Genomic DNA, 25,032 nt, shown 5'->3' with positions numbered 1-25,032 from the left:
TGTATTCAGGATCTGTGCTGATTATGTTTGAGGGTCATGATGTGAAAGGGTGTCGAAGGCAGCTTTTTCATGGCTCCGGGATGAAAATTTGAAACCGTTCCAGTCTACCGCTCAGGGCGTTTTCGATCCGGTCCCGCATGTCCGGGGTGAAACGCAGGTGGATGCCGCAATCCGTGCTACTTGGCGCGGATTCTTTTGCGAGCCCCGAGTTTCATCTCTGCCTCCCTTGTAGATGTGTTATCTCATGCGCCATCACCGGACTGCACCTGATCTGGTATAGCGTTGCAGTTGCAGCTAACTTAAAATTTACACCACCCATATTTTCTCTTCCGGGTAGGCAAGGACCTCACCGATCAGCGCGGCGTCCTTTATGCCGCCGGCCTTCAATGCCTGCACCAGCGCGAGGGCATGTGTTTCACTGACGCTGATCAGCAGCCCCCCTGAGGTCTGGGGGTCGAAACAGATGTCCTGCAACGTGCGCGGCACGTTTTCGGCGAAGGAGACCATATATTCCCGGAATGTTTTGTTGTTGTACGCCCCGGCGGGGACAAACCCCATGCTGGCAAATTCCAGCGCCTCAGTGATAACCGGAACCGAGCCGGACTCCACCCGCACGCTCGTACCCGATCCGCAGACCATCTCGGCCAGATGGCCGAGCAGGCCGAAGCCGGTTACGTCAGTGCAGGCGCCGATATCGAACTGGGCCATGATCCGGGCGGCATCCCGGTTGAGCGCGGCCATGAAGCGAGTCACCTTGTCGGTAAGTTCGGGAGAGGCCAGGGCAGCCTTGATGGCCGTATTGATGATCCCGGTGCCAAGCGGCTTGGTCAGTACCAGCCGATCGCCCGATCGCAGATTTTTCTTGGCCAGCACCCGGTCAGGATGAATGACCCCAGTCACCGATAGGCCGTATTTGAGTTCCTTGTCTACGATACTGTGGCCGCCGAGGAGAACGACGCCAGCCTCTTTGATTTTGTCGATGCCGCCCTGGATGATCTGCCGCAGCACGGAAAGATCCATTTCCTTTGCCGGAAACGCCACCAGGTTCATGGCGGTCTTCGGGACGCCGCCCATGGCGTAGACATCGCTCAGCGCATTGGCGGCGGCAATCTGGCCGAACCAGTACGGGTCGTCAACGATGGGCGTAAAAAAATCCACTGTCTGAATAAGTGCGATCTCATCGGTAATTCTGTACACGCCGGCATCATCCGCACGGTCCAGGCCGATGAGCACATTTTCGTCCGTAGGAAACACCAAGCCGCACAATGCCCTGTCCAGGTCCCCTGGAGGCAGCTTGGAGGCTCAGCCGGAACCGGTTACCGTCTCGGTCAGCCGTGTTTTTTTGACTTCAGCCATGGGGCTTCTCCGTGTGTGAATGCTCCATCACCCCTGTCAGGGCGCGAGGAATAGTCTCGATGAGCTCGATAATCTGCGTTGCCGGATTCGGGTCGGCAAAGACGCCGGTCCAACGGTTGACCCTGGCGGCCAGTACCGCTGCCTCCGTCAACTCGAATCTGGCGCTGCACAATACGGTCAGCAGTCCGGTCAAGGTGTCGCCCGTACCGCCGATTGCTTCCATGGCGGCAAAGGAGGGGTGATCGACCGTTGCGTATACCTCGTTACCTTGTGTGATATAGTCTGGCTGGCCTTTCACCACAAGATGGGCAGCTGCGTTATCGTGCTGGTAAGCCCGACGGATCAGGTCCGGCACCTGATTGTTCTGGTGCAGAATAAAGCCGCGGGTGTAAAAGGGGTGCGGCGCGAGTTCATCGGCAAGAAAGGCCAACTCGCCGACATCGGGGGTGAAAAAATCATAGCTGGCGGCTTGGCCGCTCATTTTGGCGGCATACATGAAGCCGGCATCGGCAATCAGTATCGGCCGCTGCTTCATGGATTCGATGGCGAAAAGAATCTTTGCGTGCCAATCCACATCCGGCTGGACATAATGGAAGGTCAGGACCTCAAAACTGTATTCCGCCAAGTGGTCGACAAGAAATGCATACAGTTTTCGGCTTCCCTCGCCTAGGCCGATATCCCCGACCAAAAAAGCGTATATCTCCCGACTGCCAGCCCACTCTGCCGCCTTCAGAGCAGCGGCAAGGAGGGCGGGCGTACCCCGGTTGACGGGGATGTCCCGGCCGCCGATGTTCAGCCGGCCGCCGATGAGCTTAGCCGGTCCGTGGCAAAGCGGAAACTGCAGGTCTGGGACTGTACCGACAATGCCTACCATTTTCGACGCAGTTCCTCGTACGCCAGTTCAAGGGCATACCCGCAAAGGGTATGCCCCAAATCCCTGGGTCGGGGAGCATCCGCCAAGGTTTTCCCCACCATTTCCTGGGCCAAATAGGGCACGTCCGGGCACCCACCGCCTGAAATATTCACTATTGTAAAATCTTTTTTTGCAACGGTGATTTTCATATTGGCCGCCCGCACCATCAGGTAATCGCCGAAATCCTTGGTCTGAAAAAGGTCGACGGGCTCCAGCAACGGGGCCGTGACCGGCACGACCGAAAGCGGCTCAATGCAGACCTGTTTGAGTTCCCGCCTGATGTTCAGTTCTTCGATCAGCGGAAATTCGATGACCAGGTCGCAGCCGGTTCGAATCTCCGGAGGCGGACCCATCACCCGAACCGACCAGTTCGCTTTCTTCAGAACATTTTCCGCCTGAATCACGTCGCTGGTATTTTCGAAAACCAGAATCCCGCGACCAGCTGATGCGCCCTGGTTCTTTTTGGTGACACGCCCCTCTTTTCTCTTTCGCAAAAAATCGATCACGCCTGGCCCCTGGTTATACTGATACGATACCCTTCTCCCTCGGAAGTCACTTTATCGACCGTGAATCCCTGGCTCTCTGCCGCCCTCGTTACGTTTTCCTTTGAGGTATCGGTATCCACCAGAATGATGATTTCATTGCTTTGCCCCTTCTTGATTTCATCCAGGGTCATTATCACCGGTTGAGGGCATGAAAGGCCCCTAGCATCGACTGTTGCCGCCATTGTTATCCTCCTTATGCGCTCTTTCTTCTCATGGTAAACCCGATGAATAAACAAACCAGGAATCCGACTATGACTGCGGGGACCCCGTATGCGCCAACGCCTTCGGGTGAACTTGCCAGCCCGAAGTTATGGGCAATACCGGCGCCGACAATCATTCCCATGACAAATACCGCCGCATCCCCGTCACCCTCACCGGCAAGGAAAAGCTGCCTCCCCGGGCACCCGCCGGCCAGGGCAAAAGCAAGCCCGGACAAGGCCATGCCGGCGAAATTCCAGATATGCTGGGTATGGGCTACCGGCTGACCAGCAAACCCCATCTTGAACTGGCTGAGCGCGAGATTGGTCAGGAAGGCAGAAACCAGCAGGGCGAGCAAGCCGGAAAGCAAGTGCGTCTGCCCAAAGAGCACCACGTCACGGATGGCGCCCATGGTGCAGAAACGGGAGCGTTGAGCCAGAAAACCTATGCCGAGTCCCACGGCCAGTGACACCAGCAGGGGCGCATGCATGGAGCCTGGCCCCTTCAGGCTGTAAAAGAGTACCCCATTCTTGTCCTGACCCTCGATCTGGGGGAATATCAGCAGCAGAACAAGGAAACCGATCATGATCAACGGCAGCATCCACCCGGCTGTGGTATGGGTTGTCTGACTGCGACCGAGATTGTAGCCGTTTTTCAGAAACAACGTGCCGATCCAGATGCCGAAGGTCAGTCCCGCCAGTCCAAGGATGGCATTGCCGTCGCCGCCGGCCAGACGGAGCATCGCCCGCCAGGGACACCCGAGGAAAACCAGGGCACCGATCATGGCAAACACGCCAAGGACAAATCTGACGATGGGTGCTGATCCAGCTCTCGGTCGATACTCCTTGCACAGGTAGGCGGCGACGAGCGCCCCCAGCACAAAGCCGATAATCTCGGGACGGATGTACTGCACCACCGCTGCCCGATGCAGGCCTAATCCGCCGGCGATATCACGCTCGAAGCAGGCCACGCAAATTCCCATATTGCCCGGATTGCCCAGCTTTTGCAACAACGGGGCCAGAATGCCGATGCAAGCGCCTACCCCTATGATTCCCCATCGTGTCGCAAAAATGTTTTTCCCGTTCATCAATGTTTTCCTCTCCGCCTTCTGTGTTAATGGTGCCCGTATTGTAAGGCCAATCAGACCCTCTTTTTCAAAAACCTTGAGCCTTCAAGACCCGCTTTCTCGCCCCTTCCACCAGTCCGCAAAACACCCGGCGCAGATCTTGGTCTGTGAGATTTGCCAGGATGTCCTCTTCGTCGTCCACCTCCCACTTTGCAGAATCCGTGAAACCTGCAATTTCCTTGGATAAAGAATCAACTGCTATTTCGTATCGCTCACCTTTGCCAACATGAATTTCTTTTATTCGGCGGTGGTTGTTCAGCCAGCGCTGACTCTCATCGTGGGTTCCCAATAACAGGACAAAAAACTTGGCGCCACGTTGCAAGGTTATCAGGCGATACCCGAAGCCCAATGCGAATTTGCGGGACTTCCTGATCCTTTTTTCGCCTTTCCGGGTGTAACTGTTGGCGGCATCCCGGTGACTGCTGAGTTCGCCCGAGGTCAGGCTTTCAATGATGCCCGCAGCTTTATGCGCTACATTCCTTCCAGCTTTGCCGGCATTCCTGAGTTCCTCTATTCTGCGCTCAACTTTTGGGCTGATGAATACTGTCTTCATATGTTGTCTCCCGGCAAGGCAAATCCAGGGATTACCGGATGAAAATTATTTTTCTTTGAATGTGTAGCTGTAGACAAATTCCTTAGATTTGTAGAAATCCAGGACCTTGCCGCCGACCTCGGCATAGGGATAGCCGAAGGTGTTGAGGGCCGGTCCTGACTGGGGCGGGTTGAGCTGCACATCACGTCCCTGGGCAAGAACCACCCGGTAGGGATCGATGCCGCCCCAGAAAAATTCCCGGTATTCTTTGGACTTCGGGTTGTCGAGCTCGAGTTTTTCGACGAGCATGGCCTTGCGGACATCAGCAGGATCAGCAGTGACCCAGCCGTAACCGGGGAGGAAAAACTCTGCCCAGCAGTGTTGCCATGTGGTGATGTCCTCCTCGGCTTTTTTGCCGAGCCGGACGCTGAATATTTCTCGAGCCGGTACCCCGGCGGCGCGGCACAGAGCGATGAACACAGAGGAGATATCAGTGCATTTGCCACCGGGTTTTTTCAGCAGGAGGCAGACATCGCCCTTGCCGCAGCCGATCGTTTCGGGATCACGGTACATGTTGTCGACAATCCAGTCATAGATGGCCCTGGACTTTTCCAGGACAGTGGTTTTGTTTTCAGTGATCGAATCCGCCAGCTTCTTGACCTCGCCGTCGACGGGGCCGAGGCTGGTCGGTTTCAGATATTCGGCATAATCGGCGGGATTCCATGCCGGCTCGGTGGTCGGAAAGCCGGTCTGGCGGATTTCCTGGCGTTCCACGGCAAAGGAAAAGGTCAACGTGCGGCTTTTCGCCTCTTTCGGCCATTGGGCATAGAGTATGGGGGTGCCGAAAGTGCGGTCGGTATACACTCCAGAAGATGCATAATCACCGACGACCTGGATGTCGGAGATCACTTGATGGCCATCGGAAACCGGATAGGGTATCCACAGCCTGGCCTCCTGGCCATGAGCTTGGCTGGAGAGATCGACGTTCAGAGTGACGACCCCGGAATGGCTTTGCGCGCCCAAGGCGACGGAAGCCACTTGGGCCAGAATGAAAACAAGAACAACCGACAGCGTTCTCTTCATAAAATTCCCACCAATAGTTGAAGATTCATTTTTTCGCGCACTGATCAATCACATCAGGGCTTCCCAAACAAAAAACAGCAACGGATTCTTCCCATCACCATTTCCGGGAAAAGATACTATTCGGCTTTAAGATCTGTCAAACAGGAATATCCTATTAATTCTCTGTTTGGGATTGGCTTTTATCCCTTTGCCTTGACTTATTCCAAACAAAAAAAGAAATGATCCCATGTGTAAAATACTCAGTTGATGATGTTCGGCTTCCAAGCGACCTGGCCCCGCACACGTTCAAAAAACCACTCTGGAAAAATTGGACAACCAACGATACAAGCCTTCATGGTAAGGACATCAGCCATGCAGTTTTTTCCCCCAAGAGTCGTTCCAACTCGCATTTCTGCCGCAAAACATGCTGGTTTTCTGAGAAAAATCCACGTAACCCCTGAGTCACATCATCCTTTTCGAACCTCCTGTTGCAGGTCATTTTATAGCGAAAAAACTGCCTTATATCGTTAATAACGATAGCAATCGTTTTTTTAATAGAAATTTCCTGTTTGAATGCATCATTTTTTTCCCTTATAAAAGATTTCCGCCTGTTGATTTTTGACGTTGTACTGTTGTCTCAAAATTGACTTGTCCAGTTATTGAAATCGTGACGAGATTCTTATGTAATAAAATACAATAAATTAATTGCGGAGATGGGCGAAGCTGGAAAGACGTAAATATTGAGATTGAATTATAATTTTTCTGTTAAATAGTTGATAACTCTATCGAATGGGGGAAAAATGAAAACAAGAGTAACTGCAGTTTTTGCATTGGTGGCGCTGTCTTTGTTCTTCTGTTCAGGGGCCTTTGCTGCGGCACTTGATGCCTTCAAAGGGGAAAAGGGTGAGATCAGGATCGCCGGTGGTACGGCCCACATCCCGGTGATGAAGGAGGCGGCGGCCCGCATCATGGGGTTGAATCCGGATATCCAGATCAGCATCGCCGGCGGCGGATCCGGCGTTGGTGTAAAGCAGGTAGGAGAGGGACTGGTGGACATAGGCAACACCGGACGCACTCCCACGGAAGACGAGGTGAAGCAATACAGCCTGCAGATGTTCAAATGGGCCATTGATGGAGTTGCCATTGTGGTCAATCCGGCAAACAAAATCCGTTCCCTCAGCCAGGATCAAGCAGCGGCGATTTTTGCCGGCAAGATCACCAATTGGAAAGAGGTCGGAGGAGATGACAAGCAGATCAATCTCTATACCCGGGACGAGGCGAGTGGCACCCGCGAGGTATTCTGGGAAAAAGCCCTGAAGAAGGGCGATATCGCCGCCACCGCCAATGTTATCGTTTCCAACGGCGCGATGAAGGGGGCGGTATCCCAGGATCCCTACGGTATCGGCTATGTTTCCGTGGGGCACATCGACGAGACAGTGGCCCCGGTGGCCTTCAACGGCATCGAGCCATCCATGGAGAATGTCAAGGAAGGGAAATATCCTGTCGCCCGCGGTCTGTTCAGCAACACAAAGGGCGAGCCGGCCGGCCTGGTAAAAAAATTCATTGATTACCTGTTTACCGAGGAAGGGCAGCAGATCGTCGTGGAGAAGGGCTTCATTTCGGTACAATGAGGCGGACCAAGGAACACGCCGTCGAGATTTTCTTTGTTTTTTCGGCATATTTCAGTGCATTGCTGACCGTCGTTATTTTCGGATTCATGTTGGCACTCGGCCTTCCGCTCCTGGCGGAGGGCCGAATTTTTTCCATCATGACCCAACCGTGGGCGCCCCACCTTGGCCAATTCGGCATCCAACCGATGATTGTCGGAACCCTGGCCATATCCCTGCTCAGCATGCTCTTTGCCTTTCCGTTGAGCCTGGGCTGTGCGATCCTGATCAGTGTGGTGAGCAGGGGGACGGTCAGTTGGCTCCTGCGGAAAATGGTGGAAATGATGACCGGCATCCCTACCGTCATTTACGGTTTTGTCGGCATTTTTCTTCTGGTCCCCTTGGTGCGTGAATTTTTTGCCGCCGGTTCGGGGATGTGCGTGCTTTCAGCGGCGCTGATGCTGACCCTGCTGGTTTCGCCTACCATGATCCTGTTCTTCTGCGAAAGTTTCGCCCGGGTTCCGGATTCCTATGGAAAGGCGGTGCTGGCGGTGGGAGGGACCGAGATCCAGAAATTTTTCCATGTCACTCTGCCCAATTCCTGGCCCGGGGTCGTCATCGGTTTTACACTGGCTCTCGGGCGGGCCCTGGGCGATACCCTTATCGCCCTGATGATCGCGGGCAACGCCGTCCAGACCCCAAACTCGCTGCTGGACTCCGCCAGGACACTGACCTCGCACATCGCCCTGGTTTTTGCCGCGGATTATGAAAGTCTGGAGTTCAAGGCGATTTTCGCCTGCGGCATTTTTCTTTATCTCTTCACCACCATTTTAGTGATGGCTGTCCGCCTGCTGGGGGTCGGGAGAGAGAGGTGGGCGAGGTGAGACGACTGCAGGAAGCGGGAGTGCTGGTATTTTCCTGGCTTTGCGGTGTCCTGCTTCTCGGGGCGGTCATCGCGGTTATCGGATATCTGTTCGTCCACGGATGGAGAAGCATCAGTCTTTCCCTGATCTTCGGCGCCACTCCCCCGCTCGACGCCCTGCTCATGAAGCGCCATGTCTTCAACGGGCTGTTTCCCGCCGTGGTCGGCACCCTGTCTCTCATTGTTCTTTCCGTCTGCTGGGCGATTCCCATCGGGATGGCCTCCGGAATCTACCTGGCCGAGTATGCCGGGGCAGGGACCAAGGCATTCCTGAATCTCTTTTTCGACATCCTGGCCGGTCTGCCTTCCATCGTCGTCGGCCTGTTTGGCTTTTCCGCAGCCATATTCCTGAACCGGCTTTTCCCCGGCTCCATTCATCCCTGCCTGCTGATCTCGAGTATCGCCCTGGCGTTTCTGGTGCTGCCCTACATCATCCGCACCACCCAGATGGCCCTCGAGGGGCTGCCGCTGTCCGCCAGACTGACTGCGCTCTCGCTCGGGGCAAGCAAACTGCAGAATATCACCCATGTCCTCCTGCCGCAGTCCCTGTCGGGGATCGTCAGCGGGGTCATACTGGCGATCGGACGATGCGCGGAAGATACCGCGGTGATCATGCTGACCGGGGTCGTCGCCTCTGCCGGGGTACCCCGCTCCCTCTTCTCCCATTACGAGGCCCTGCCGTTTTACATCTATTATATATCCTCCCAGTATACCGACAGGGAGGAACTGGCGACCGGATACGGGGCGGCGATTATTCTCCTCTGTATCTGCATGGTTCTTTTTCTGACGGCTTTCGTCATCAAGAGGCAGGTCTCATATCACGCATTGTACAGGGCATAGTGTCGCAATGGAAAAAGCGGTCAAAATCAGAACGGAAAACCTCTGTTTCTCCTATAATGGCAGGACGATTCTGCATAAAACCTCGATTGAGTTCGCCGAAAGGGAAATAACCGCCATCGTCGGGCCGTCAGGCTCGGGCAAATCCACCTTTCTGCTGACTTTGAACCGCCTTTGGGAAGCCATTCCCCGCTGCAGCCTGCAGGGAACGGTTGCAATGAATTTCGACGGCAGTTTTCATGATATCTACCGGGAGGGCTACCCGGTCACCCGGCTGCGCAGGCAGGTCGGCATGGTGTTCCAGATTCCCAACCCGCTGCCGATGAGCATCTACAGGAATGTCGCCTTCCCCTTACAACTCAAGGGAGGCTTGACAAAAGAGACGATCAGGGCCCAGGTGGAGGATTGTTTGCGGAAGGCGCGACTCTGGGACGAGGTGCATGACCGGCTTCATTCCTCCGCCCTTGATCTGTCGGGAGGACAGCAGCAGAGGCTGTGCATTGCGCGAGCCCTGATTCTGCAACCGGAAGTACTGCTGCTCGATGAACCAACCTCTGCCTTGGATCACGCCACCGCCGCGGCAATCGAAGAGTTGCTCCTGGAACTGAAAAAGAACTGCACCATCCTGCTCGTTTCCCATTATCTCAACCAGGTGACGCGGATCGCCGACACTGTCATCGAGTTGCACAACGGCACGCTGGTCAGAAAGGGGGAGAAGGCATGATCGAGATCAACATCCCTGGTTTCGACCAGCTGCGCTTGGAGCACCTCGTCCTCGATTATAACGGCACCCTGGCATTTGATGGTCGGCTGATCAGCGGGGTTGCCGAGCTCCTCGGACTCCTGGCCGAACATCTCCAGATCCATATTGTTACCGCCGACACCTACGGCAGTGTACGCCATGCCTTTGCCGGCTACGCCTTCACGGTCCATGTCCTGTCTCCGGGCAACGAAGGGGAAGGCAAGGTCGGTTATGTGCGGCGCCTGGGGAGCAAGGCGTCAGTCTGTATCGGCAACGGCCGCAACGATCGGCTCATGCTCAAGGAGGCTGGCCTGGGAATCGCCGTGTTCCAACAGGAAGGGGCCGCACCGCCGGCGCTTGTCGCTGCGGATATCGTTATTCCGAGTATTATCGATGCGTTGAATCTCCTGTTGCATCCCCAGCGTATTACGGCCACCCTGCGCTGCTGAAGCCCGGTTTTTCTCCATCGATTTTCAGCTTGGCTATTCAGCCGATGCTTATGACTTTGTCGGCCAGTTGCATGGCCGTAACAATGTCCAACATGTTGGTCGTTTGGCCAACCTTTTTCGCCTCCATAAGATCGAAATGGGTAAGGCAGGTGCCGCAGACAAGAATGACGAGACCTGCCTGTTCATAGGCCTGCAGATCTGCGAGAACCGGAGAGGTATCAATCGTCAGTTTCACCCCGTTGTTGACGAACACCAGCCGCCAGAGGTCATCTTCCATTTCCTTGACGGTTTTTATGAAACTGAGCATCAGTTTGCGGCCGAGTTCGTCATCGCCCGACCCCAACTTGTCACCGGCCACCATAATGAAGGTTTTCGGTCTCGTGACTGGAGGCGAATCTGTTCCAGCATCATCTTTCCCTGTGATTGTCGGTGCGTTTTGTTCGCGATGGGCCGCCAGCACATACCCATCACCCTGGCTGGTGCTCGTGACCGCATACTGCCGCGATTCGCAGAACCTGGTCACATTCTCCAGTGAAGCCTCATTGTCGACCATGACGGTCAGTTCGAGAAGGTCTTCCTTTTCTATTGCATCCTTGACCATCAGAACCGGCGCCGGACATGCCAGCCCCCGGGCATCGAGTGTCCTTGCCATTTCCATACCTCTCTATTTGCCTGACAATAAACGTTTTTTTGTAAATTCCACATCCGTCAACCTTCAGATCATTGGCGGGTAACGTGTTTCCACCGTTACGGGATCAGTCATGATCCGCCAATTGAATCGATGCCCCCGAGTTGGCATGAAAGGGGCAGGCCAGATCCTTGGCTCTGTACCTGTGGATCTTCCGACAATACGGGCATGGCGAGTTCAGGACCACAGTGGCATGCAACACCTTGCCGCCATTGTGGTCCGTTTGCACACCATGATTCTCCGCCAGCGAAAAATCTTCTGTTGCAAAGATGGCGTTTGTCTCAGGGCAGATAAATACAAAGTTCATTTGTCATCCCGGCATGTTCTTCGAATGAGGTGCCGTCACCGGTCCGCAAACGGCCTTTTTTGTCTCTACCGCTTGATCTCTTGCTGAGGCCAACCGCAGCATCGAGCAGCAGACGTCGATCAACTGAGTTGTTCGACGAAGGCCTCAATCCGGGTCTTCAACTGCCCGATATCCTCCATGCTGTAATCGGTTTCAATGCGCAGACAGGGCACTCCTTTCTCCGCCAGAACCTTTTCAATCGGCAACGCCTCCATCAGGTAGGGTTGGCAGAATTGCAGCCCATAATGAATCACGCCATCAGCCTGATACTTTTCGATCATCTCCAGGATATGATGAAGCCGATCCCGGTTAGGGGTAAAAATGGCGCAGTCAATCTGGAAATAGCGGTCAACGATGTTGTCGAGCAGTTCATCCACCGAATTGCCGGCTTCGTCGGTGAGGTTACGGGTTCCCCGCTCGCCGACACAGGACTCCTCGCCGACGATGACCGCACCGGCGGTTTCGACGAGCATCGGCAATTTCCAGTTAGGCACCGCCTGAGGACAGCCGGCAACGATAACACGGGGATTTTTTGTCGGAAAAACGCCTGACTTGGCCTTCATGCGCTGCTCCAGTTCGTCACAGATTTTATTGACAGCGTCGGTAAAGCGGGCAGGATTATCATAGAAAAAGACCTGATTGACCAACAGGGCATCCATGCCTGAAATCGGTGCCGGATCGGCCTTCCTCAGGGTCGACAGCCGATGAATGGCCGCACGCTTGGCATTGACCGTCCGGATCGCCTGTTGCAATGAAGCAACGGTTATCGGGGAACCGGTCAGCTCTTCGACGGCCTTCTGAAAACGCTGATATTCAGCCTTGAGCAGATCCCGGCCCTTGTCGGATTTGACCTGCGGCAGATCCATCACATAGAGGTTATCCACCAGTTGCGCCAATGATTCGTAGGCCTTCTTCTTGCCGTCACAGGTGTTTTCGCCCACAATCATATCGGCGCTCTCCAGGTACGGACAGACCTTGCCGAGCTTGAATCCGAAGGCCGATTTAATCAAGGCGCAGGTATTGCGCGGCAGCAGTCTCTCCACTTCCTCCATGGCAAAATCGGCCCCTGAACACAGGCCGACGAGCGTGGCGTTGGCGGCAAGGACGATCTCTTCCGGCACAAATACGCAATATGAACCGATGATCTTGCGGCCTGCCTTTTTTTCATCGATGAGTTCCTTGATACGCAGGCCATGCACCTCACTCATGACAAAATCGAAATAACTCATCCCCGCAGGGCGGTTGGCCTGGGTCAGATACATCTTGCCGTACGCCTCACCCAGAACACCGAGCAGCATATCGTGCGCTGCCAGATCAAGTCCGAGATCAGCCCACATCGATCGATAATCGTCACTCATCTTCTTTCCCCCTTTTCACTCTGGCTCCGATGGAATTCGGCATTCTTTTCCCTGATCGACATATGAGCATGGTCTGCCGATCAAACTTTCGCGAGGAGTGCTTGGAACTGCTCATAACACTTCAGCGGTGTATGCTCATGCATTACCCTTGATGGCAGACCATTCGATTCTATGAGTTTAATAAGATATGTCAAATAGATAATTTCTATAATAAACCCACCAGTCATTGCCATTTTCCCTTGTATCGAAAGGGGAGAAACGAGGGATACATGCTTCCGGGAATCAATTTGCCGGCAGTACCAGGGGGGATTCAGGACTCTTGATCGACGGGAAAGGGAGGGGAATGGCGTGTCAAATCCGGCGGCAGGATTGCCGCCCTGCAGAACCGGGAAAACGCTCGCTCATAACAGATCGATACGGATCTCCAGACATCCAGGTAGAGGCTGAAGCCTGACGGTGCTGATGCGATCCTGGTCGGTGCGGCAGCTGATGACCTCTGCGCCGCTGCACCGCCATGCTTTCTGACGCTTTTCCTTTATTTTCAAAGAAAAGGGACCGTTGAGCGAGGGAAGCGGTGACAGGCCTCGGAGATCGATGACTACTGCCCGGTCATCCAGGCGAACACGGGCACAGTAATAGACAGCGGCCTGACGCCAGCAATCGGCCACATCTGCGGACAGCATCCTCCTGAAGCCTGTGGCCTCGGCGAGAAGCCTTGCCGCCCACCGCGCGATGATTTCCCCATTGCGCTCGGGATCGGCGTGCAGCAGGTTGCCCCAGTGCAGGGCGACTACCGGATTGAGCGCCAGCGTTTCCGGGACTGCCGCCATCTGGTGCCATGCCACCGGCGAAAGCCCGCGTTCGAGTATCGCCACCCCGCATTCCCAGGTGATCCTGGCATGAATTGGAGGGCTGTATTGCCGTGCTTTGGCAAATCTCGTCGTCACATGGGTAATACCGAAGTTTTTCAGCACCGCCTGCATCGAGTCCTCACCGTTGCCGAAACTATGTTTCAGGGCCGGAGGGACGAAGAGCCGCGGAAAATCCAGGAAACCATTCTGCTCAAGGATTGTCGCATAGGCCTGGAGATGGTTGACGACAATCTCCCGGGGCCGCATATAGCCGTCATTGTCATGAAATTCGGCCCGCTGCATCTTGCCATTGTGCCAGAACTCATGGCACAGGCCATGCACCGCCAGCTCGAGATTTTTTTGACAACTGCGGAGATAGTCGGCCGTTTGATCCAGCCAGGGCCCCTGATTGCGGCGATTGTCCCAGGCCCGGCCCATCCAGGTCGCCCCGGCAACATCTCTGAGCAGATTGGTTCGATCCCATTCCCCGATCACCATGGCGATGACGATGCGCATTGACAACCGCTCGGACAACTCGACCAGGGCCTGGTAATCCGCCAGACAGTGGCGGCGGCACAAGGCGTTACGATAGGGCTCGTTGTGGCCCGAACCATCCTCCCCTTCCCACCAGCCGACATCCTCAACCACGAGGAAGAGCGGCAGCGGCAGGGCGACAGTACATTCTTCGGATTGATGGAGTATCATCGCCGCCCCTTAAAGACTGATCCAGCGGCGGATCGCCGGTCCCTGGAGGCGCGAAGCGGCCAGATCCATGCTTTTCCAGGCTTCGTCGACCAGTGTCTCGTCAGCCGGGTGCCAGCAATGGGCCGGCCGCGAAAAAACGTGCCAGGTCAGTGGTGTCATCATCGCCCCCCATTGCAGTTTGAACCGGCAGGTCGCCGTTCCTTGCGAGGAACGGCCGAAATCGAAACGACGGCAGCCACTGCGAACCCCCTGGCACAGCATCAGCCAGTAGAGCAGCATGTTCGGGCAGAGAGGGCGATACCTCCGCAACGAGGCAGCCCAGGGGTTGCCGAGGGTGTCGCCCAGAGTGAAAACCAGCGCCGCCGCCACCGGGAGATCCTGATTATAGATGACCAGGCAGCGGGCCCCGAGCCGGTGCTCGGCCAGGACCCGGCGAAACAGGTTCTCCGGATGGGTTGGTGATCCGAGGTCGCGCATATTTTCCGAGAAGACGGCATAGAAATCATCGAGCAGTTCCATGCCACCGACCCGCCCGACACAACCGCAGCGCCAGGCCTTGCGCACCTGGTTCCGGACCTTGGCCGCCAGACCGTCCCACAACGCGGCCGTTGCGGCAGGAAGAGGGCGCTGCAGTCCGACCTTGAAGGCATGGGCGTGATACAGCCAGGTGGGTTCAGCTATCTTGGGATCGAACGAAGCCTGCCCGTATTGCCGCAGTTCGAGATGAGGCGCGTCAAGTTTCTCGGCCAGGTCAAGGGCGGCAGCCAGCAGTTGGTTGCCGGCGGCCTGGTCGTCGGCAAGGATTCCCGCCCCGTCGGTATACGGTAACGAGATGAGGCGGGCCGGGCCATCGGGGGGAGCAAAGTGTACCAGCGGGAGGAGACCTGCGCGGCTTGCCGGCATCCCGGTCTGGCGGGCAAGCAGAAAAAATGCGGGCAGATCATAAACGGCGGCCAGGGCCGTCGCCCACTCCCAGAGGTGAGCGAACTGCGCCGACGGATGCCGGGCGCAGTAATCACGCCAACCCTCAGGACATGGATTTTCTACAATTTCAATCATATAAAAAACCACCCATGCCGACTTTGAAAACGCTGATAAGCCTTGAGCTCATCATGTCCCACGCAATCGCGATCCTTGGTATGCATTGAGCCGATGCAACGGCCGCCACCTATCGAAACAAGAGATTTGTCCTCCTGCCCGTTCAACATTAAAGTGATTATCAAATTGACTCAACCATGGGATCGACATGTACCTATCAACCGATCAGTTCGCCACTTCATTTCCGGTCGCATCGTCACCGTCCTTTACCATGACGACCATCCACGAACAAGGCAGTGGGAGTTGCAACGAGGATGTCCTGCTCAGCGAGGGCAATCTCTGTGGCGTCTTCGATGGAGCGACCAGCCTCGAGAAAAGTTACGCTCGGAATGGCATCTCGGGCGGATTCCAGGCCGCCAGTATCGCCGCAGAGACCTTCCGTCATCATGTCGGCCCATTGGCACAGGCCGCCGAAGTGGCCAACTATCGCATCCGCACTGCCCAGGGGCACGACCGCATTCCATCGGACCAGCGGCTCCGCCTGTGGTCGACCAGTCTCGCGGCCATCCGCCTGCACGGATCATCCTTCGAATACTGCCACACCGGCGACTGCATGATCATGCTACTGCATCACGACGGCAGCCACAGCCTGCTTTCCCCGGAACTGGATATCGACAGCGAAACCCTGACACTCTGGCAACAGTCACCCGACTCCGGCCAGCCCATCCATTCCCAGCTTGCCGAGCAGATCGCCAAGGTTCGGCTGCAGATGAACGTGAGCTACGGTGTGCTCAACGGCGAACCGGAAGCGATGAGCTTTCTCCGGCACGGACATCACAGCCTCGCCGGCGTTGCCGATATCCTGCTGTTCACCGACGGTTTGATGCTCCCCAAGGCCGATCCCACGGGCGTTACCGACTGGCAATCCTTCGCCGATATGTACTGCCGTGGCGGCCTCAGCGCCATCCGGAACCATGTCCGCACTGTGCAGCAGAGGGATCCGGTCTGCCGTTGCTATCCCCGTTTCAAGATGCATGACGACATTGCCGCAATCGCCATTACGGTTGATGGCGGTGCCTCGCCCGAGTGTAAGCTGCCTCAATCCTGCTGAACACCAGTCCCCATTTCGCCCTGCCGATGATGGCTGTTATCTCCTGCAATGACGGAGTGGGAGAAACAGCGACACGGCGCACCATATCTCTGATGCTCCCTTCAAGCCGGCCATCCAGCTTGTTCCAATCGCCGGGGTCCGGCCGGTCGATCGTCGCCATTGCCGGCAGGTCGACAAAGGCGGCCAGATCGGCGGCGGCGCCGGCCAGCAGTTCACGGCAGCCGGGCAACGCCGTGGTGACGATCCGACAACCCGAGGCCAACGCCTCGAGAAGGACCAGCGGCAGCCCCTCGTAGAAAGAGGGCAGAATAAAGACATGGCAACGCCGCATCAGCTCAGCCAACTGCGGCTGGCTCAGCGTTCCGTGCACCGTCACCCGCTTCCCCAACCGACGGGCCAGGTCCAGACACCGTTCACCTTCCTCCCCGAAACCGGCCCCGACCAGATGCAGGTGCGCATCATCGACATCAAGGCCGGCGCACACCCGCAACAGCCAGTCGACACCCTTGGCGTAGCTCAGTTTCCCGGCGTAGAGCAGTTGCACCGGTCCCTGCCCCGTTTTCTCGCTGAACGTGAAGAGGTGATCGTCGAAGCCGGAACCGATGACATCGATCCGCTCTGGATCAATCCCGTACAGGCTGACGATCTGGTCCGCCTGTCCAGTACTCAGGGCGAGTATACGATCGATTTTCCTGCACCCTCCAAGGACTTTGTCCCGCAGATGCGGGCATTTGACAAACTGGCGCAGATCCGTCGAGTGGCAGGAGGTTACCATCGGCACATCCGGCAATGTCCGCCTGGCGACGGCACTGACCAGCCAGAGATGATGACTGTGAACCATGTCGATGGCAAAAGAGTGCGCCACTTCGTTGATTCTCTCTGCGAATACCCGTTGATACCTGATTATCTCATTCGCAGTCAGCTCGCTGAAGCACGAACTGGCATACGGCATGACATCGCTCATCCCGGGTATGACGAACTCAAGATCACCGCCATCAAAGGCAACGAAGCGGCAACTGAGGCCGTCGATCCCGTCGAGAACCGGGATGGCACCGGCGGTAATGCCGGCGACCAGGAAATTGCGGTGCCCGGCAGCAACGGCCTGGCGCAGCAGGTTCTGCAGGTAGATGCCGCTGCCGGTGCTTGCCGGGTGCTGACTTATGACATGGAGGATATTCATGAACGATCCAGAAGGAGGCCGGGGTGACTGACAACACAGCAAGGGCAGTCCTGTCACAGTATCTCTACCCCGTACATAATGGACCAACCTCCCTTTGACAAATCGAATTATCTAATGAGTTGATCGTGTTCCATCTCTTCTTCCGATTTCGTCAGCGGCACCATCCATATCATCCTCGTCTATCCACCCCGAAGCGCCAATCCCATCATTGCCGACCGAGCATCTTTCCAACTCAACTCTTCCGATCGTTCCGTGCTTAATCATACAAATTGACAATTGGACATATCGTTGCATCTTATGCTAAGTCCTTCTCCACACCGATCTCCACCATGATGGGAAAACAATGCATCGCAGCAAAAAAATCCTGATTGTCTGTCACTGTCTGCTGAATGCCAACGCCAAGGTCTTCCCCCTGGCCCGGTGCGGCGGGGCAACTGCCCCTCGCCAAAAGGAAGACCTGAAGCTGGTACCACCGACAACGGCAGCTCACCATCGACACGAGCCAAAAAACGGATACAGCTATGCTCAGCGCAGGGATAGACATCGGATCGCGAACGATTGAGTGCGTGGTCATTGAAGATGGGGCAATTCGAGAGATTCGTCAGGCCCCCACAACCTTCGATCCTCGAGGGCAGATCGAGAACGTGCTGGCAGGCGTCAGTTTCGACCGGATCATGGCCACCGGTTATGGCCGCAATCTGTTCGAAGTCGCTTATGACGCGAAGACCGTGACCGAGATCAAGGCGTACGGCCGCGGCGCCCGCCATCTTTTCCCCGAGGCGACGACCATCCTCGATATCGGCGGCCAGGACAGCAAGTGCATCATCCTTGGCCCGGGGGGAAAGGTCCAGCGCTTCGAGATGAACGACCGCTGCGCCGCCGGCACCGGCAAATTCCTCGAAGTCATGGCCGAGGCCCTGAATTTTTCCCTCGAAGAATTCGGCCCCTCCGCCCTGAAGGCCGGCAAGGTGCTGACCATCAACGCCATGTGCACCGTCTTTGCCGAATCGGAAGTCACCTCGCTGATCAGCCGGGGAGAAAATCGCGAAGATATCGCCCTCGGGCTGCACCTGGCGGTGGTCAAGCGCGCAGCGGGAATGATACGGCGACTCTGGCCGGGCGGCCCGATCTTTTTCGCCGGTGGGGTGGCCAGGAACAGCTGCATCCAGCATCTGCTGGAAAAAGATCTGCAGGTGCCGGTCATCGTCCCCGACAACCCGCAGATGGTTGGGGCCCTCGGCGCGGCACTGCTCCTCGAGGAAGGCGCCTGATGTTCGGGTTGTTCGGATCAGCGACACCAAACTCCAACGAAAGGTACGGCATGACCATATATGACGATCACTACCTCGGCGGCATCGAAGAACGGGTGATCCGCGACACCGAGACGGCCCGCGCCGCCGGGGCGAAGGTGGTCGGCGTCTATTGCGCCTTCACCCCGAAGGAGCTGATCGCGGCCGCCGGCGCGATCCCGGTCGCCCTCTGCTCCGGCTCCGACTTCCCGATCCCGCTTGCCGAGCAGCATCTGCCCCGCAACCTCTGCGCCCTGATCAAGTCGAGCTACGGCCATGCCATCGGTGACAGCTGCCCCTACTTCCGGGCCACCGACCTGCTGATTGCCGATGCCACCTGCGATGGCAAGAAGAAGATGTTCGAACTCCTCGGCCGCAAGCGTCCCCTGTACCTGCTGCAGCTGCCGCAGACCTCGGCCACCGCCGAAAGCCATGCCTACTGGCTCGGCGAACTGCGGAGAATCAAGGTCATCCTCGAAGAAGAAACTGGAACCGTTATCACCGACGATGCCATCAGGAAGCAGATCAGGCTGTACAACCGGCTGCGCACGATCGTGCACGAGGCGTTTCTGCTGAACACCGGCCCAATCCCCCTGCTGTCCGGCCGGGAACTGGACACGGTCACCTCGGTCGCCGGATTCGAACTGAATCTCGAGACCCGGATAGCTGAAATCACGGCGGCGCTCGGCGAGATCAAGGAGCGCGACAAGGATGACGACTACATCGCCTCGGTTGCCGGCCGGCCGCGCATTCTGCTGACCGGCTGCCCAACCACCAACCGGAAAGTTCTCCATCTCCTCGAGGACTGCGGCGGGATCGTGGTGGCCATGGAGAGCTGTGGTGGGCTGAAGACCGTTGGCGGCCTGGTGCCGGAACAGGGAGACCCCCTGAAAAATCTCGCCGCCAATTACCTGAGCATCCCCTGTGCCTGCATGACCCCGAATAAGGCCCGGCTCGACCTGCTGCTGGCCATCATCCGCGACTACCGCATCGACGGGGTGGTCGAGCTGACCTGGGACGGCTGCCACACCTATAACGTGGAATCCTTCCAGGTGGAGGAATGCGTCCAGGCAACCGGCCTGCCATACCTGCACGTGATCACCGATTATTCGGAAAACGATACCGGACAGCTGAAGACCCGGATCGAGGCCTTTCTCGAACTGCTCAACTAATCTCAATGGAGGAACACATGCTGCGCAACCTGACCATGACCACCATCATCCTCATCCTGTCCCTGTGCCTGCTGGCAGGCACAGCGGCTGCGACCGGGACCTACAAGATCGGGATCGTCACGCCGACCCTGTCCGCCAGCGAGGACGAGTTCCGCGGGGCGGAGCGCACCGCCGCCAAGCATCCCGGGATGATCAGGCATATCACTCTCCCCAACAACTTCAGCGAAGAACAGGAGACCGCCATCACCCAGATCCTCGGCCTCGGCGACGACCCCGAGGTCAAGGCCATCGTCATCTGCGCCGGCTACTCCGGCATTCTCCCGGCCATCCAGAAGATCAAGGAAAAACGCCCGGAGATGGTGGTGATAACCGCCCCGATCTGGGACGATCCCGACATGATGGCCAAGTATGTCGATCTGGCGCTTGACACCGACTGGGTCCAGCGCGGTATCAGCATCCCGACCAAGGCCCAGAAGATGGGGGCCAAGACCTTCATTCACTACTCGTTCCCGACCCACATGGCCAAGGAGGTCATCGCCAAACGGCACGACATGATGAAAGCGACCTGCGCGAAACTCGGCATGCAGTTCGTCGAGGTCACCACCCCCGACCCGACCACCGGTGCCGGACCGTCGCCGATGCTGCAGTTCCTGCAGGAGGACATTCCACGCCAGATCGCCAGGTACGGCAAGGACACCGCCGTCTTCGGCACCAACTGCCCGATGCAGGACGTAATCATCGCCAAGGCCCTGGAGCTGAAGTTCATCATGCCCGAACAGTGCTGCCCGACCCCGACCCAGGGCTATCCGGCGGCAATGGAACTGGCGATCCCCAAGGAAGACGCAGGCAATTTCGACAAGATCAATGCGACGATCAAGGAAAAGGCCGCCGCTGCGGGGATGACCGGCCGGCTCTCCACCTGGCCCGTGCCGGTAGGCTACTTCTTCCCGGAATTCTCCACCGAGCTGGCCATCGAAAAGATCGAAGGCAAGGTCAAGAACTACGACATGGCGGAAATGAAGAAGACCGCCAAAAAAGTCGCCGGGGTCGAGGTCGCCTTCAACAAGATGAAACCGGAAATCGACAATTACTACCTGATCATCATGGATTCGATCATCTATTGATCAGGTTGCCACGTCCCATTCAATCAGATCTCCAGCCCGGTGTGGCCTTCGCTCTGCGGGGTCGCACCGGAGGAGAACAGCCGGCTGCATGCTCGAACTCAGAGGAATCAGCAAAACCTTCGGCCCTCACTCGGCCCTCAGTGAGGTAAGCCTGAGCATCGCCGCCGGGGAAATTCACGGCCTGATCGGCCTGAACGGATCGGGGAAGAGCACCCTGCTCCATATCCTGTTCGGCAGCTCATTCATCCACGAAACAGGCGGTTACAATGGCAGCTGTTTTCTCGACGGAAAGCCCTTTCGTTTCACGTCTCCTGCCCAGGCGATCGCAGCCGGAATCGGCATGGTGCACCAGGAGTTCGCCCTGATCCCGGAAATGACGGTTGCCGAGAATATCCTGCTCAGCCGCGAAAAGGGATTTGCCCTCACCGATACGCTCTTTCCCCGTGATTTTTCCCTGCTCGATCCGCGGAAGAACGACCACGAGGCGCGTCGGGCGCTCGAATACCTCGACCTCAAGATCGATCCGCGCCAGAAAACCGGCAACCTCGCCCTGAATATCAGGCAGTTCATCGAAATCGCCCGGGAGATCTCCCGCGACAATCTGAGACTGTTGCTCCTCGATGAGCCAACCGCGGTACTGAACACCGCCGACGCCGGAAACTTCCTGGCGACGCTGCGCCACCTGGCGGACAAAGGGGTCGCCATTCTCTTCACCTCCCATCGGCTCCCGGAGATCCGTGGCCTCTGCGACCGTCTGACGATCCTTCGGGAAGGCAGGACTGTCGGCTGTTGCGATGTCCGCACGGCATCCCTTGGCGCCATCACCCACCTGATGCTCCGGGAAAGCGTGACCAAGGCTGGCCGGTTCCGCTCCCGACCGACTGACGATCCGATCCTGACCATCCGGGATTTCCAGGTCGCGATGGCCGGAGAAGAACTGCTGGGCCTCGACCTCGATGTCCAGCGCGGCGAGATCCTCGGCCTCATCAGTCTGTCCGGACATGGCAAACTGGCGTTCGGCGCCGGCGTGATCGGGCAACTCCCTTTCCGCGGCAGCCTGCAGCTGGATGGCGCGACGAACCCCCCATCCTCCAGCGCCGCGATGATCGCCCGCGGTGTTTTTTTCCTGTCCGAGGACCGCAACCGGCTCGGACTCTTGCCACGGCATTCGATCATGGACAATATCGCCTTTTCCGCCCTGCAGCATGACAACCGCTTCCTTCACCCCTCGCTGCCGCGGTGCCTGCGCCTGCCGGATCGCCGGGCCATCCGCCGGCATGGCGAACGCTGCATACGGGAGTTTGACATCCGCTGCACCGGTCCGGCCCAACCGGTGGGGGAACTGAGCGGCGGCAATCAGCAGAAGGTCCGGATCGCCCATGCCCTCACCCTCTCGCCCCGGCTGATGGTCGTCAACGAGCCGACCCGAGGAGTCGATATCGCTGCCAAAGAACGCATCCTCGATATGTTCCTGGCAATCAACGACCGCGCCGGAACGACCATCGTCATCGCCTCGAGCGAACTGGAAGAACTGCGGCGGGTCTGCGACCGCATCGCCGTCCTCTACCAGGGACGACTTCATGCCATCCTCGAACCGACCGCCGACGACCTGCTGTTTTCCCGGGCCATCTCCGGCAAGCCAGTCCTGCACTGATGATCGTTCGTGCCCGTCACGTTCCCCAAATGGTGATCGCCATTTTCCTGTGCGCGATGGCAGGCGGGGCACTGCTGCTGGAAATACCGCTGCCGTGGGTCATCAATGACGCCCTGGTCAGGCTGGCAATGAACGGGGTGCTCGTCCTGTCGCTGGTGCCGATGCTCAATGTCGGCATCGGTATCAATTTCGGGCTGCCGGTGGCTATCGTCGCCGGGCTGCTCGGTCTGTGCCTGACGGTCAACTGGCGGCTGACAGGTTCTCTCGGGTTCACGATGGCCCTGGCGCTCTCCACTGTCATCGCCGTCTGCCTTGGTGAAGTTTACGGCCGGCTGCTGAACCGAGTCCGGGGCCGGGAGGAAATTACCGCGACCTTTATCGGCTTTTCCTTCATTCCGCTGACAAATTTCTTCTGGGCGACCGCCCCCTTCACCAACCCGGCAATGCTGTGGCCGATCGGCGGCATAGGGATGCGGCCGACCATCGGCCTGAAAAGCTATTTCGCTAAAATTCTCAATACATGGATGCCGTTGGAGATCGGTCCGCTGACCATTCCCTGCGGATTGCTGCTGTTTTTCGGCCTGTGCTGCCTCCTCGTCCATCTCTTTTTCAAGACAACGCCAGGCCTGGCTATCCTCGCCATCGGCGAGAACGAGGGGTATGCCCGACTCTGCGGGATCGATGTCGACCGGATGCGACGGCTGGCGGTCATCCTGTCCACCGTCATCGGTGCGGTCGGTATCTGCGTCTACGCCCAGAGCTACGGTTTCATCGAACTGTATGACGCCCCGATGATGATGGCCTTCCCGGCAGCATCCGCCATCCTGATCGGCGGCAGCACGACCGGCCGGGCGACGGTTGCCCAGGTCGTCGCCGGCACATTCCTCTTTCACACGATGTATGTCCTCTCCGGACCGCTGGCCAACGATCTGCTGGTGCCGGAGATGGCCGAGATCTTCCGGCTGATGATGACTACCGGCGTCATCCTCTTCGCCATGCTCCACCACGGAGGACGCCATGCAAGGCCTTCTGAGACATTATAATCCGGTAACGGCGGTTTTCGTCGTCCTCTCGCTGACGGCACTTGCAGTCTCCGGGATGCGACCGGTCTTCGTCTGCAACGAGGTCATCACCCGCTTCATCCGCGACGGCGTCATGGTCCTCGCCCTGATCATTCCGATCACCGCCGGCATGGGCCTCAATTTCGCCATCGTCGTCGGTGCCATCTGCGCCCAGGTCGGCCTGATCCTGGCCGTCGACTATCAACTGGGCGGGCTGGAAAGCCTGGCGCTGATCATGATCGTCGGAGTCGCTCTCTCCATTCTGCTGGGTTATCTGATCGGGCTCTGTCTGAACAGGGCCCGGGGACGGGAGATGATCACCACCATCCTGATCGGCTTCCTCGCCACCAGTATGTATCAGCTGATATTCATGGTCGGCTACGGCACCATCATCACCCCCCGCAACCCCGAGATGATGCTGTCGCGGGGAGTCGGCATCCGCAACATGGTCGATCTCGATCGCTTCCGGAACCTGCTCGACTCCATCTGGGTCTTGCGCTTCGGGGAAATCGAGGTGCCGCTGTTCATGCTGCTCGTTGTCTGTTTCATGGCTCTGGGCGTCAACTATATCCTGCATACCCGCCTCGGCAGACACTTCTCCGCCGTCGGTTTCAGCGGCAACCGAGTGGAGGCCCTTGGCCTCGATCCCCGTCTGATCAGGATCAAGGCGATCATCCTCTCCACCGTCATCGCCTGCCTGGGTCACATCATTTTCATTCAGAATATCGGCATGCTCAATGTCTACACCGCCCACTTGAACACCGATATCTTTTCCTGCGCGGCGTTGCTCGCCGGCGGGGCGACTGTCACCAGGGCCAAGGTCCGTCATGCCTTGTTCGGTATCGTCCTGTTCCACACCCTGTTCGTGGTATCGCCCCAGGCAGGTCAGAATCTCTTCGGCAACCCCGCCCTCGGTGAATATTTCCGGAGCTTCGTTGCCTATGGAACGATCGCCGTCGCCCTGGTCCTCAATGCGAAGAATAGCGATAAATTACCGCGAGGGCCCTGGAAATAAAGGCTCGAAAAATTTGTTGGAGCAAGAACCAGCTACGGGCTCTTGCTCCAACATGTATGCCGACAACTGCTTGTCTGTTGCAGGGGACAGCCTTGGATATTGCAGGAAACAAAAAACCCGCTAACCATTGCTGGATACGGGTTTGATGGAT

The 25,032-nt window shown here is 57.3% G+C and carries 25 protein-coding genes; 12 read left to right on the top strand and 13 right to left on the bottom strand.

Features of this window, described 5'->3' with window-relative positions; translation table 11 throughout:
- Nucleotides 1–306 precede the first annotated feature (306 nt).
- The 7 genes from selD to HNQ81_RS03755 all read right to left on the bottom strand — a co-directional run bounded on the left by selD (nucleotide 307) and on the right by HNQ81_RS03755 (nucleotide 5,753).
- Nucleotides 307–1,356: a selenide, water dikinase SelD gene (gene selD / locus HNQ81_RS03785; protein ID WP_183348455.1), complete on the bottom strand. Its 1,050-nt coding sequence runs from the start codon at nucleotides 1,354–1,356 to the stop codon at nucleotides 307–309.
- Nucleotides 1,349–2,230: an NAD(P)H-hydrate dehydratase gene (locus HNQ81_RS03780; protein WP_183348453.1), complete on the bottom strand. Its 882-nt coding sequence runs from the start codon at nucleotides 2,228–2,230 to the stop codon at nucleotides 1,349–1,351. Before HNQ81_RS03780 ends, selD begins: the two co-directional genes overlap by 8 nt.
- Nucleotides 2,224–2,772 (bottom strand): putative Se/S carrier protein, encoded by a 549-nt coding sequence (locus HNQ81_RS03775; protein WP_420842279.1) that lies wholly within the window; start codon nucleotides 2,770–2,772, stop codon nucleotides 2,224–2,226. The genes HNQ81_RS03780 and HNQ81_RS03775 overlap by 7 nt, the downstream gene beginning before the upstream one ends.
- Nucleotides 2,772–2,996, bottom strand: coding sequence for a sulfurtransferase TusA family protein (locus tag HNQ81_RS03770; protein WP_183348449.1), 225 nt, complete (start codon nucleotides 2,994–2,996; stop codon nucleotides 2,772–2,774). Before HNQ81_RS03770 ends, HNQ81_RS03775 begins: the two co-directional genes overlap by 1 nt.
- Nucleotides 2,997–3,007: 11 nt before the next feature.
- Nucleotides 3,008–4,099, bottom strand: coding sequence for a YedE family putative selenium transporter (gene yedE / locus HNQ81_RS03765; protein ID WP_183348447.1), 1,092 nt, complete (start codon nucleotides 4,097–4,099; stop codon nucleotides 3,008–3,010).
- Between the two features lie 67 nt (nucleotides 4,100–4,166).
- Nucleotides 4,167–4,691, bottom strand: coding sequence for a hypothetical protein (locus tag HNQ81_RS03760; protein WP_183348446.1), 525 nt, complete (start codon nucleotides 4,689–4,691; stop codon nucleotides 4,167–4,169).
- A gap of 45 nt (nucleotides 4,692–4,736) precedes the next feature.
- Nucleotides 4,737–5,753: a transglutaminase-like domain-containing protein gene (locus tag HNQ81_RS03755; RefSeq protein WP_183348444.1), complete on the bottom strand. Its 1,017-nt coding sequence runs from the start codon at nucleotides 5,751–5,753 to the stop codon at nucleotides 4,737–4,739.
- A 779-nt stretch (nucleotides 5,754–6,532) separates the two neighbouring features.
- On the opposite strand from HNQ81_RS03755, the gene HNQ81_RS03750 reads away from it, so the two are divergent.
- The 5 genes from HNQ81_RS03750 to HNQ81_RS03730 all read left to right on the top strand — a co-directional run bounded on the left by HNQ81_RS03750 (nucleotide 6,533) and on the right by HNQ81_RS03730 (nucleotide 10,289).
- Nucleotides 6,533–7,363 (top strand): phosphate ABC transporter substrate-binding protein, encoded by an 831-nt coding sequence (locus HNQ81_RS03750; RefSeq protein ID WP_183348442.1) that lies wholly within the window; start codon nucleotides 6,533–6,535, stop codon nucleotides 7,361–7,363.
- A gap of 137 nt (nucleotides 7,364–7,500) precedes the next feature.
- Complete coding sequence (locus HNQ81_RS03745; RefSeq protein ID WP_240191658.1) at nucleotides 7,501–8,223, top strand: PstC family ABC transporter permease; 723 nt, start codon at nucleotides 7,501–7,503, stop codon at nucleotides 8,221–8,223.
- Nucleotides 8,211–9,101, top strand: a complete 891-nt coding sequence (locus HNQ81_RS03740) for a PstA family ABC transporter permease (protein WP_337833417.1) — start codon at nucleotides 8,211–8,213, stop codon at nucleotides 9,099–9,101. The genes HNQ81_RS03745 and HNQ81_RS03740 overlap by 13 nt, the downstream gene beginning before the upstream one ends.
- Before the next feature lie 7 nt (nucleotides 9,102–9,108).
- Nucleotides 9,109–9,822, top strand: coding sequence for a phosphate ABC transporter ATP-binding protein (locus tag HNQ81_RS03735; RefSeq protein WP_183348438.1), 714 nt, complete (start codon nucleotides 9,109–9,111; stop codon nucleotides 9,820–9,822).
- The gene (locus HNQ81_RS03730) at nucleotides 9,819–10,289 is read left to right on the top strand and encodes an HAD family hydrolase (RefSeq protein WP_183348436.1); all 471 of its coding nucleotides are present in this window, start codon (nucleotides 9,819–9,821) and stop codon (nucleotides 10,287–10,289) included. Before HNQ81_RS03735 ends, HNQ81_RS03730 begins: the two co-directional genes overlap by 4 nt.
- 37 nt (nucleotides 10,290–10,326) lie before the next feature.
- Here the strand turns inward: HNQ81_RS03730 and yedF are convergent, their stop codons facing one another.
- The 5 genes from yedF to HNQ81_RS03705 all read right to left on the bottom strand — a co-directional run bounded on the left by yedF (nucleotide 10,327) and on the right by HNQ81_RS03705 (nucleotide 15,296).
- Nucleotides 10,327–10,947: a sulfurtransferase-like selenium metabolism protein YedF gene (gene yedF, locus HNQ81_RS03725; protein ID WP_275888808.1), complete on the bottom strand. Its 621-nt coding sequence runs from the start codon at nucleotides 10,945–10,947 to the stop codon at nucleotides 10,327–10,329.
- Nucleotides 10,948–11,044: 97 nt separating this feature from the next.
- The gene (locus HNQ81_RS03720) at nucleotides 11,045–11,284 is read right to left on the bottom strand and encodes a hypothetical protein (RefSeq protein ID WP_183348433.1); all 240 of its coding nucleotides are present in this window, start codon (nucleotides 11,282–11,284) and stop codon (nucleotides 11,045–11,047) included.
- Nucleotides 11,285–11,403: 119 nt separating this feature from the next.
- On the bottom strand, nucleotides 11,404–12,681 hold the full coding sequence (locus HNQ81_RS03715; protein WP_183348431.1) for a double-cubane-cluster-containing anaerobic reductase: 1,278 nt from the start codon (nucleotides 12,679–12,681) through the stop codon (nucleotides 11,404–11,406).
- 401 nt (nucleotides 12,682–13,082) lie between these two features.
- Nucleotides 13,083–14,237 carry a hypothetical protein gene (locus HNQ81_RS03710; RefSeq protein ID WP_183348429.1) on the bottom strand — a complete coding sequence of 385 codons (1,155 nt, stop codon included), beginning with the start codon at nucleotides 14,235–14,237 and terminating at the stop codon, nucleotides 13,083–13,085.
- A gap of 9 nt (nucleotides 14,238–14,246) precedes the next feature.
- Nucleotides 14,247–15,296, bottom strand: a complete 1,050-nt coding sequence (locus tag HNQ81_RS03705; RefSeq protein ID WP_183348427.1) for a GNAT family N-acetyltransferase — start codon at nucleotides 15,294–15,296, stop codon at nucleotides 14,247–14,249.
- Between the two features lie 187 nt (nucleotides 15,297–15,483).
- On the opposite strand from HNQ81_RS03705, the gene HNQ81_RS03700 reads away from it, so the two are divergent.
- On the top strand, nucleotides 15,484–16,386 hold the full coding sequence (locus HNQ81_RS03700; RefSeq protein ID WP_183348425.1) for a protein phosphatase 2C domain-containing protein: 903 nt from the start codon (nucleotides 15,484–15,486) through the stop codon (nucleotides 16,384–16,386).
- Here HNQ81_RS03700 and HNQ81_RS03695 read toward each other — a convergent pair.
- Nucleotides 16,334–17,566, bottom strand: coding sequence for a glycosyltransferase family 4 protein (locus tag HNQ81_RS03695; protein WP_183348423.1), 1,233 nt, complete (start codon nucleotides 17,564–17,566; stop codon nucleotides 16,334–16,336). The two genes, HNQ81_RS03700 and HNQ81_RS03695, sit on opposite strands and share 53 nt — an antisense overlap.
- Nucleotides 17,567–18,087: 521 nt before the next feature.
- Between HNQ81_RS03695 and HNQ81_RS03690 the strand changes: the two genes are divergently transcribed.
- From HNQ81_RS03690 to HNQ81_RS03665, 6 genes are all read left to right on the top strand, one after another.
- Nucleotides 18,088–18,837, top strand: a complete 750-nt coding sequence (locus HNQ81_RS03690; protein WP_183348421.1) for an acyl-CoA dehydratase activase — start codon at nucleotides 18,088–18,090, stop codon at nucleotides 18,835–18,837.
- A gap of 50 nt (nucleotides 18,838–18,887) precedes the next feature.
- A complete protein-coding gene (locus HNQ81_RS03685; protein ID WP_183348419.1) occupies nucleotides 18,888–20,027 on the top strand; it encodes a double-cubane-cluster-containing anaerobic reductase in 1,140 nt (379 codons plus the stop codon).
- A 17-nt stretch (nucleotides 20,028–20,044) separates the two neighbouring features.
- A complete protein-coding gene (locus HNQ81_RS03680; protein ID WP_205240190.1) occupies nucleotides 20,045–21,151 on the top strand; it encodes a DUF3798 domain-containing protein in 1,107 nt (368 codons plus the stop codon).
- A gap of 88 nt (nucleotides 21,152–21,239) precedes the next feature.
- Entirely contained in the window at nucleotides 21,240–22,805 is a 1,566-nt protein-coding gene (locus tag HNQ81_RS03675) for a sugar ABC transporter ATP-binding protein (RefSeq protein ID WP_183348415.1), read from the top strand.
- A gap of 29 nt (nucleotides 22,806–22,834) precedes the next feature.
- Nucleotides 22,835–23,848, top strand: coding sequence for an ABC transporter permease subunit (locus HNQ81_RS03670; protein ID WP_205240189.1), 1,014 nt, complete (start codon nucleotides 22,835–22,837; stop codon nucleotides 23,846–23,848).
- Entirely contained in the window at nucleotides 23,823–24,881 is a 1,059-nt protein-coding gene (locus HNQ81_RS03665; RefSeq protein ID WP_183348411.1) for an ABC transporter permease subunit, read from the top strand. Before HNQ81_RS03670 ends, HNQ81_RS03665 begins: the two co-directional genes overlap by 26 nt.
- Nucleotides 24,882–25,032: the final 151 nt, after the last annotated feature.

It is taken from the genome of Desulfoprunum benzoelyticum (assembly GCF_014201505.1).
In the GTDB taxonomy this organism is placed as follows: domain Bacteria; phylum Desulfobacterota; class Desulfobulbia; order Desulfobulbales; family Desulfocapsaceae; genus Desulfoprunum; species Desulfoprunum benzoelyticum.
This window is presented reverse-complemented; position numbering and strand designations above follow the sequence as displayed.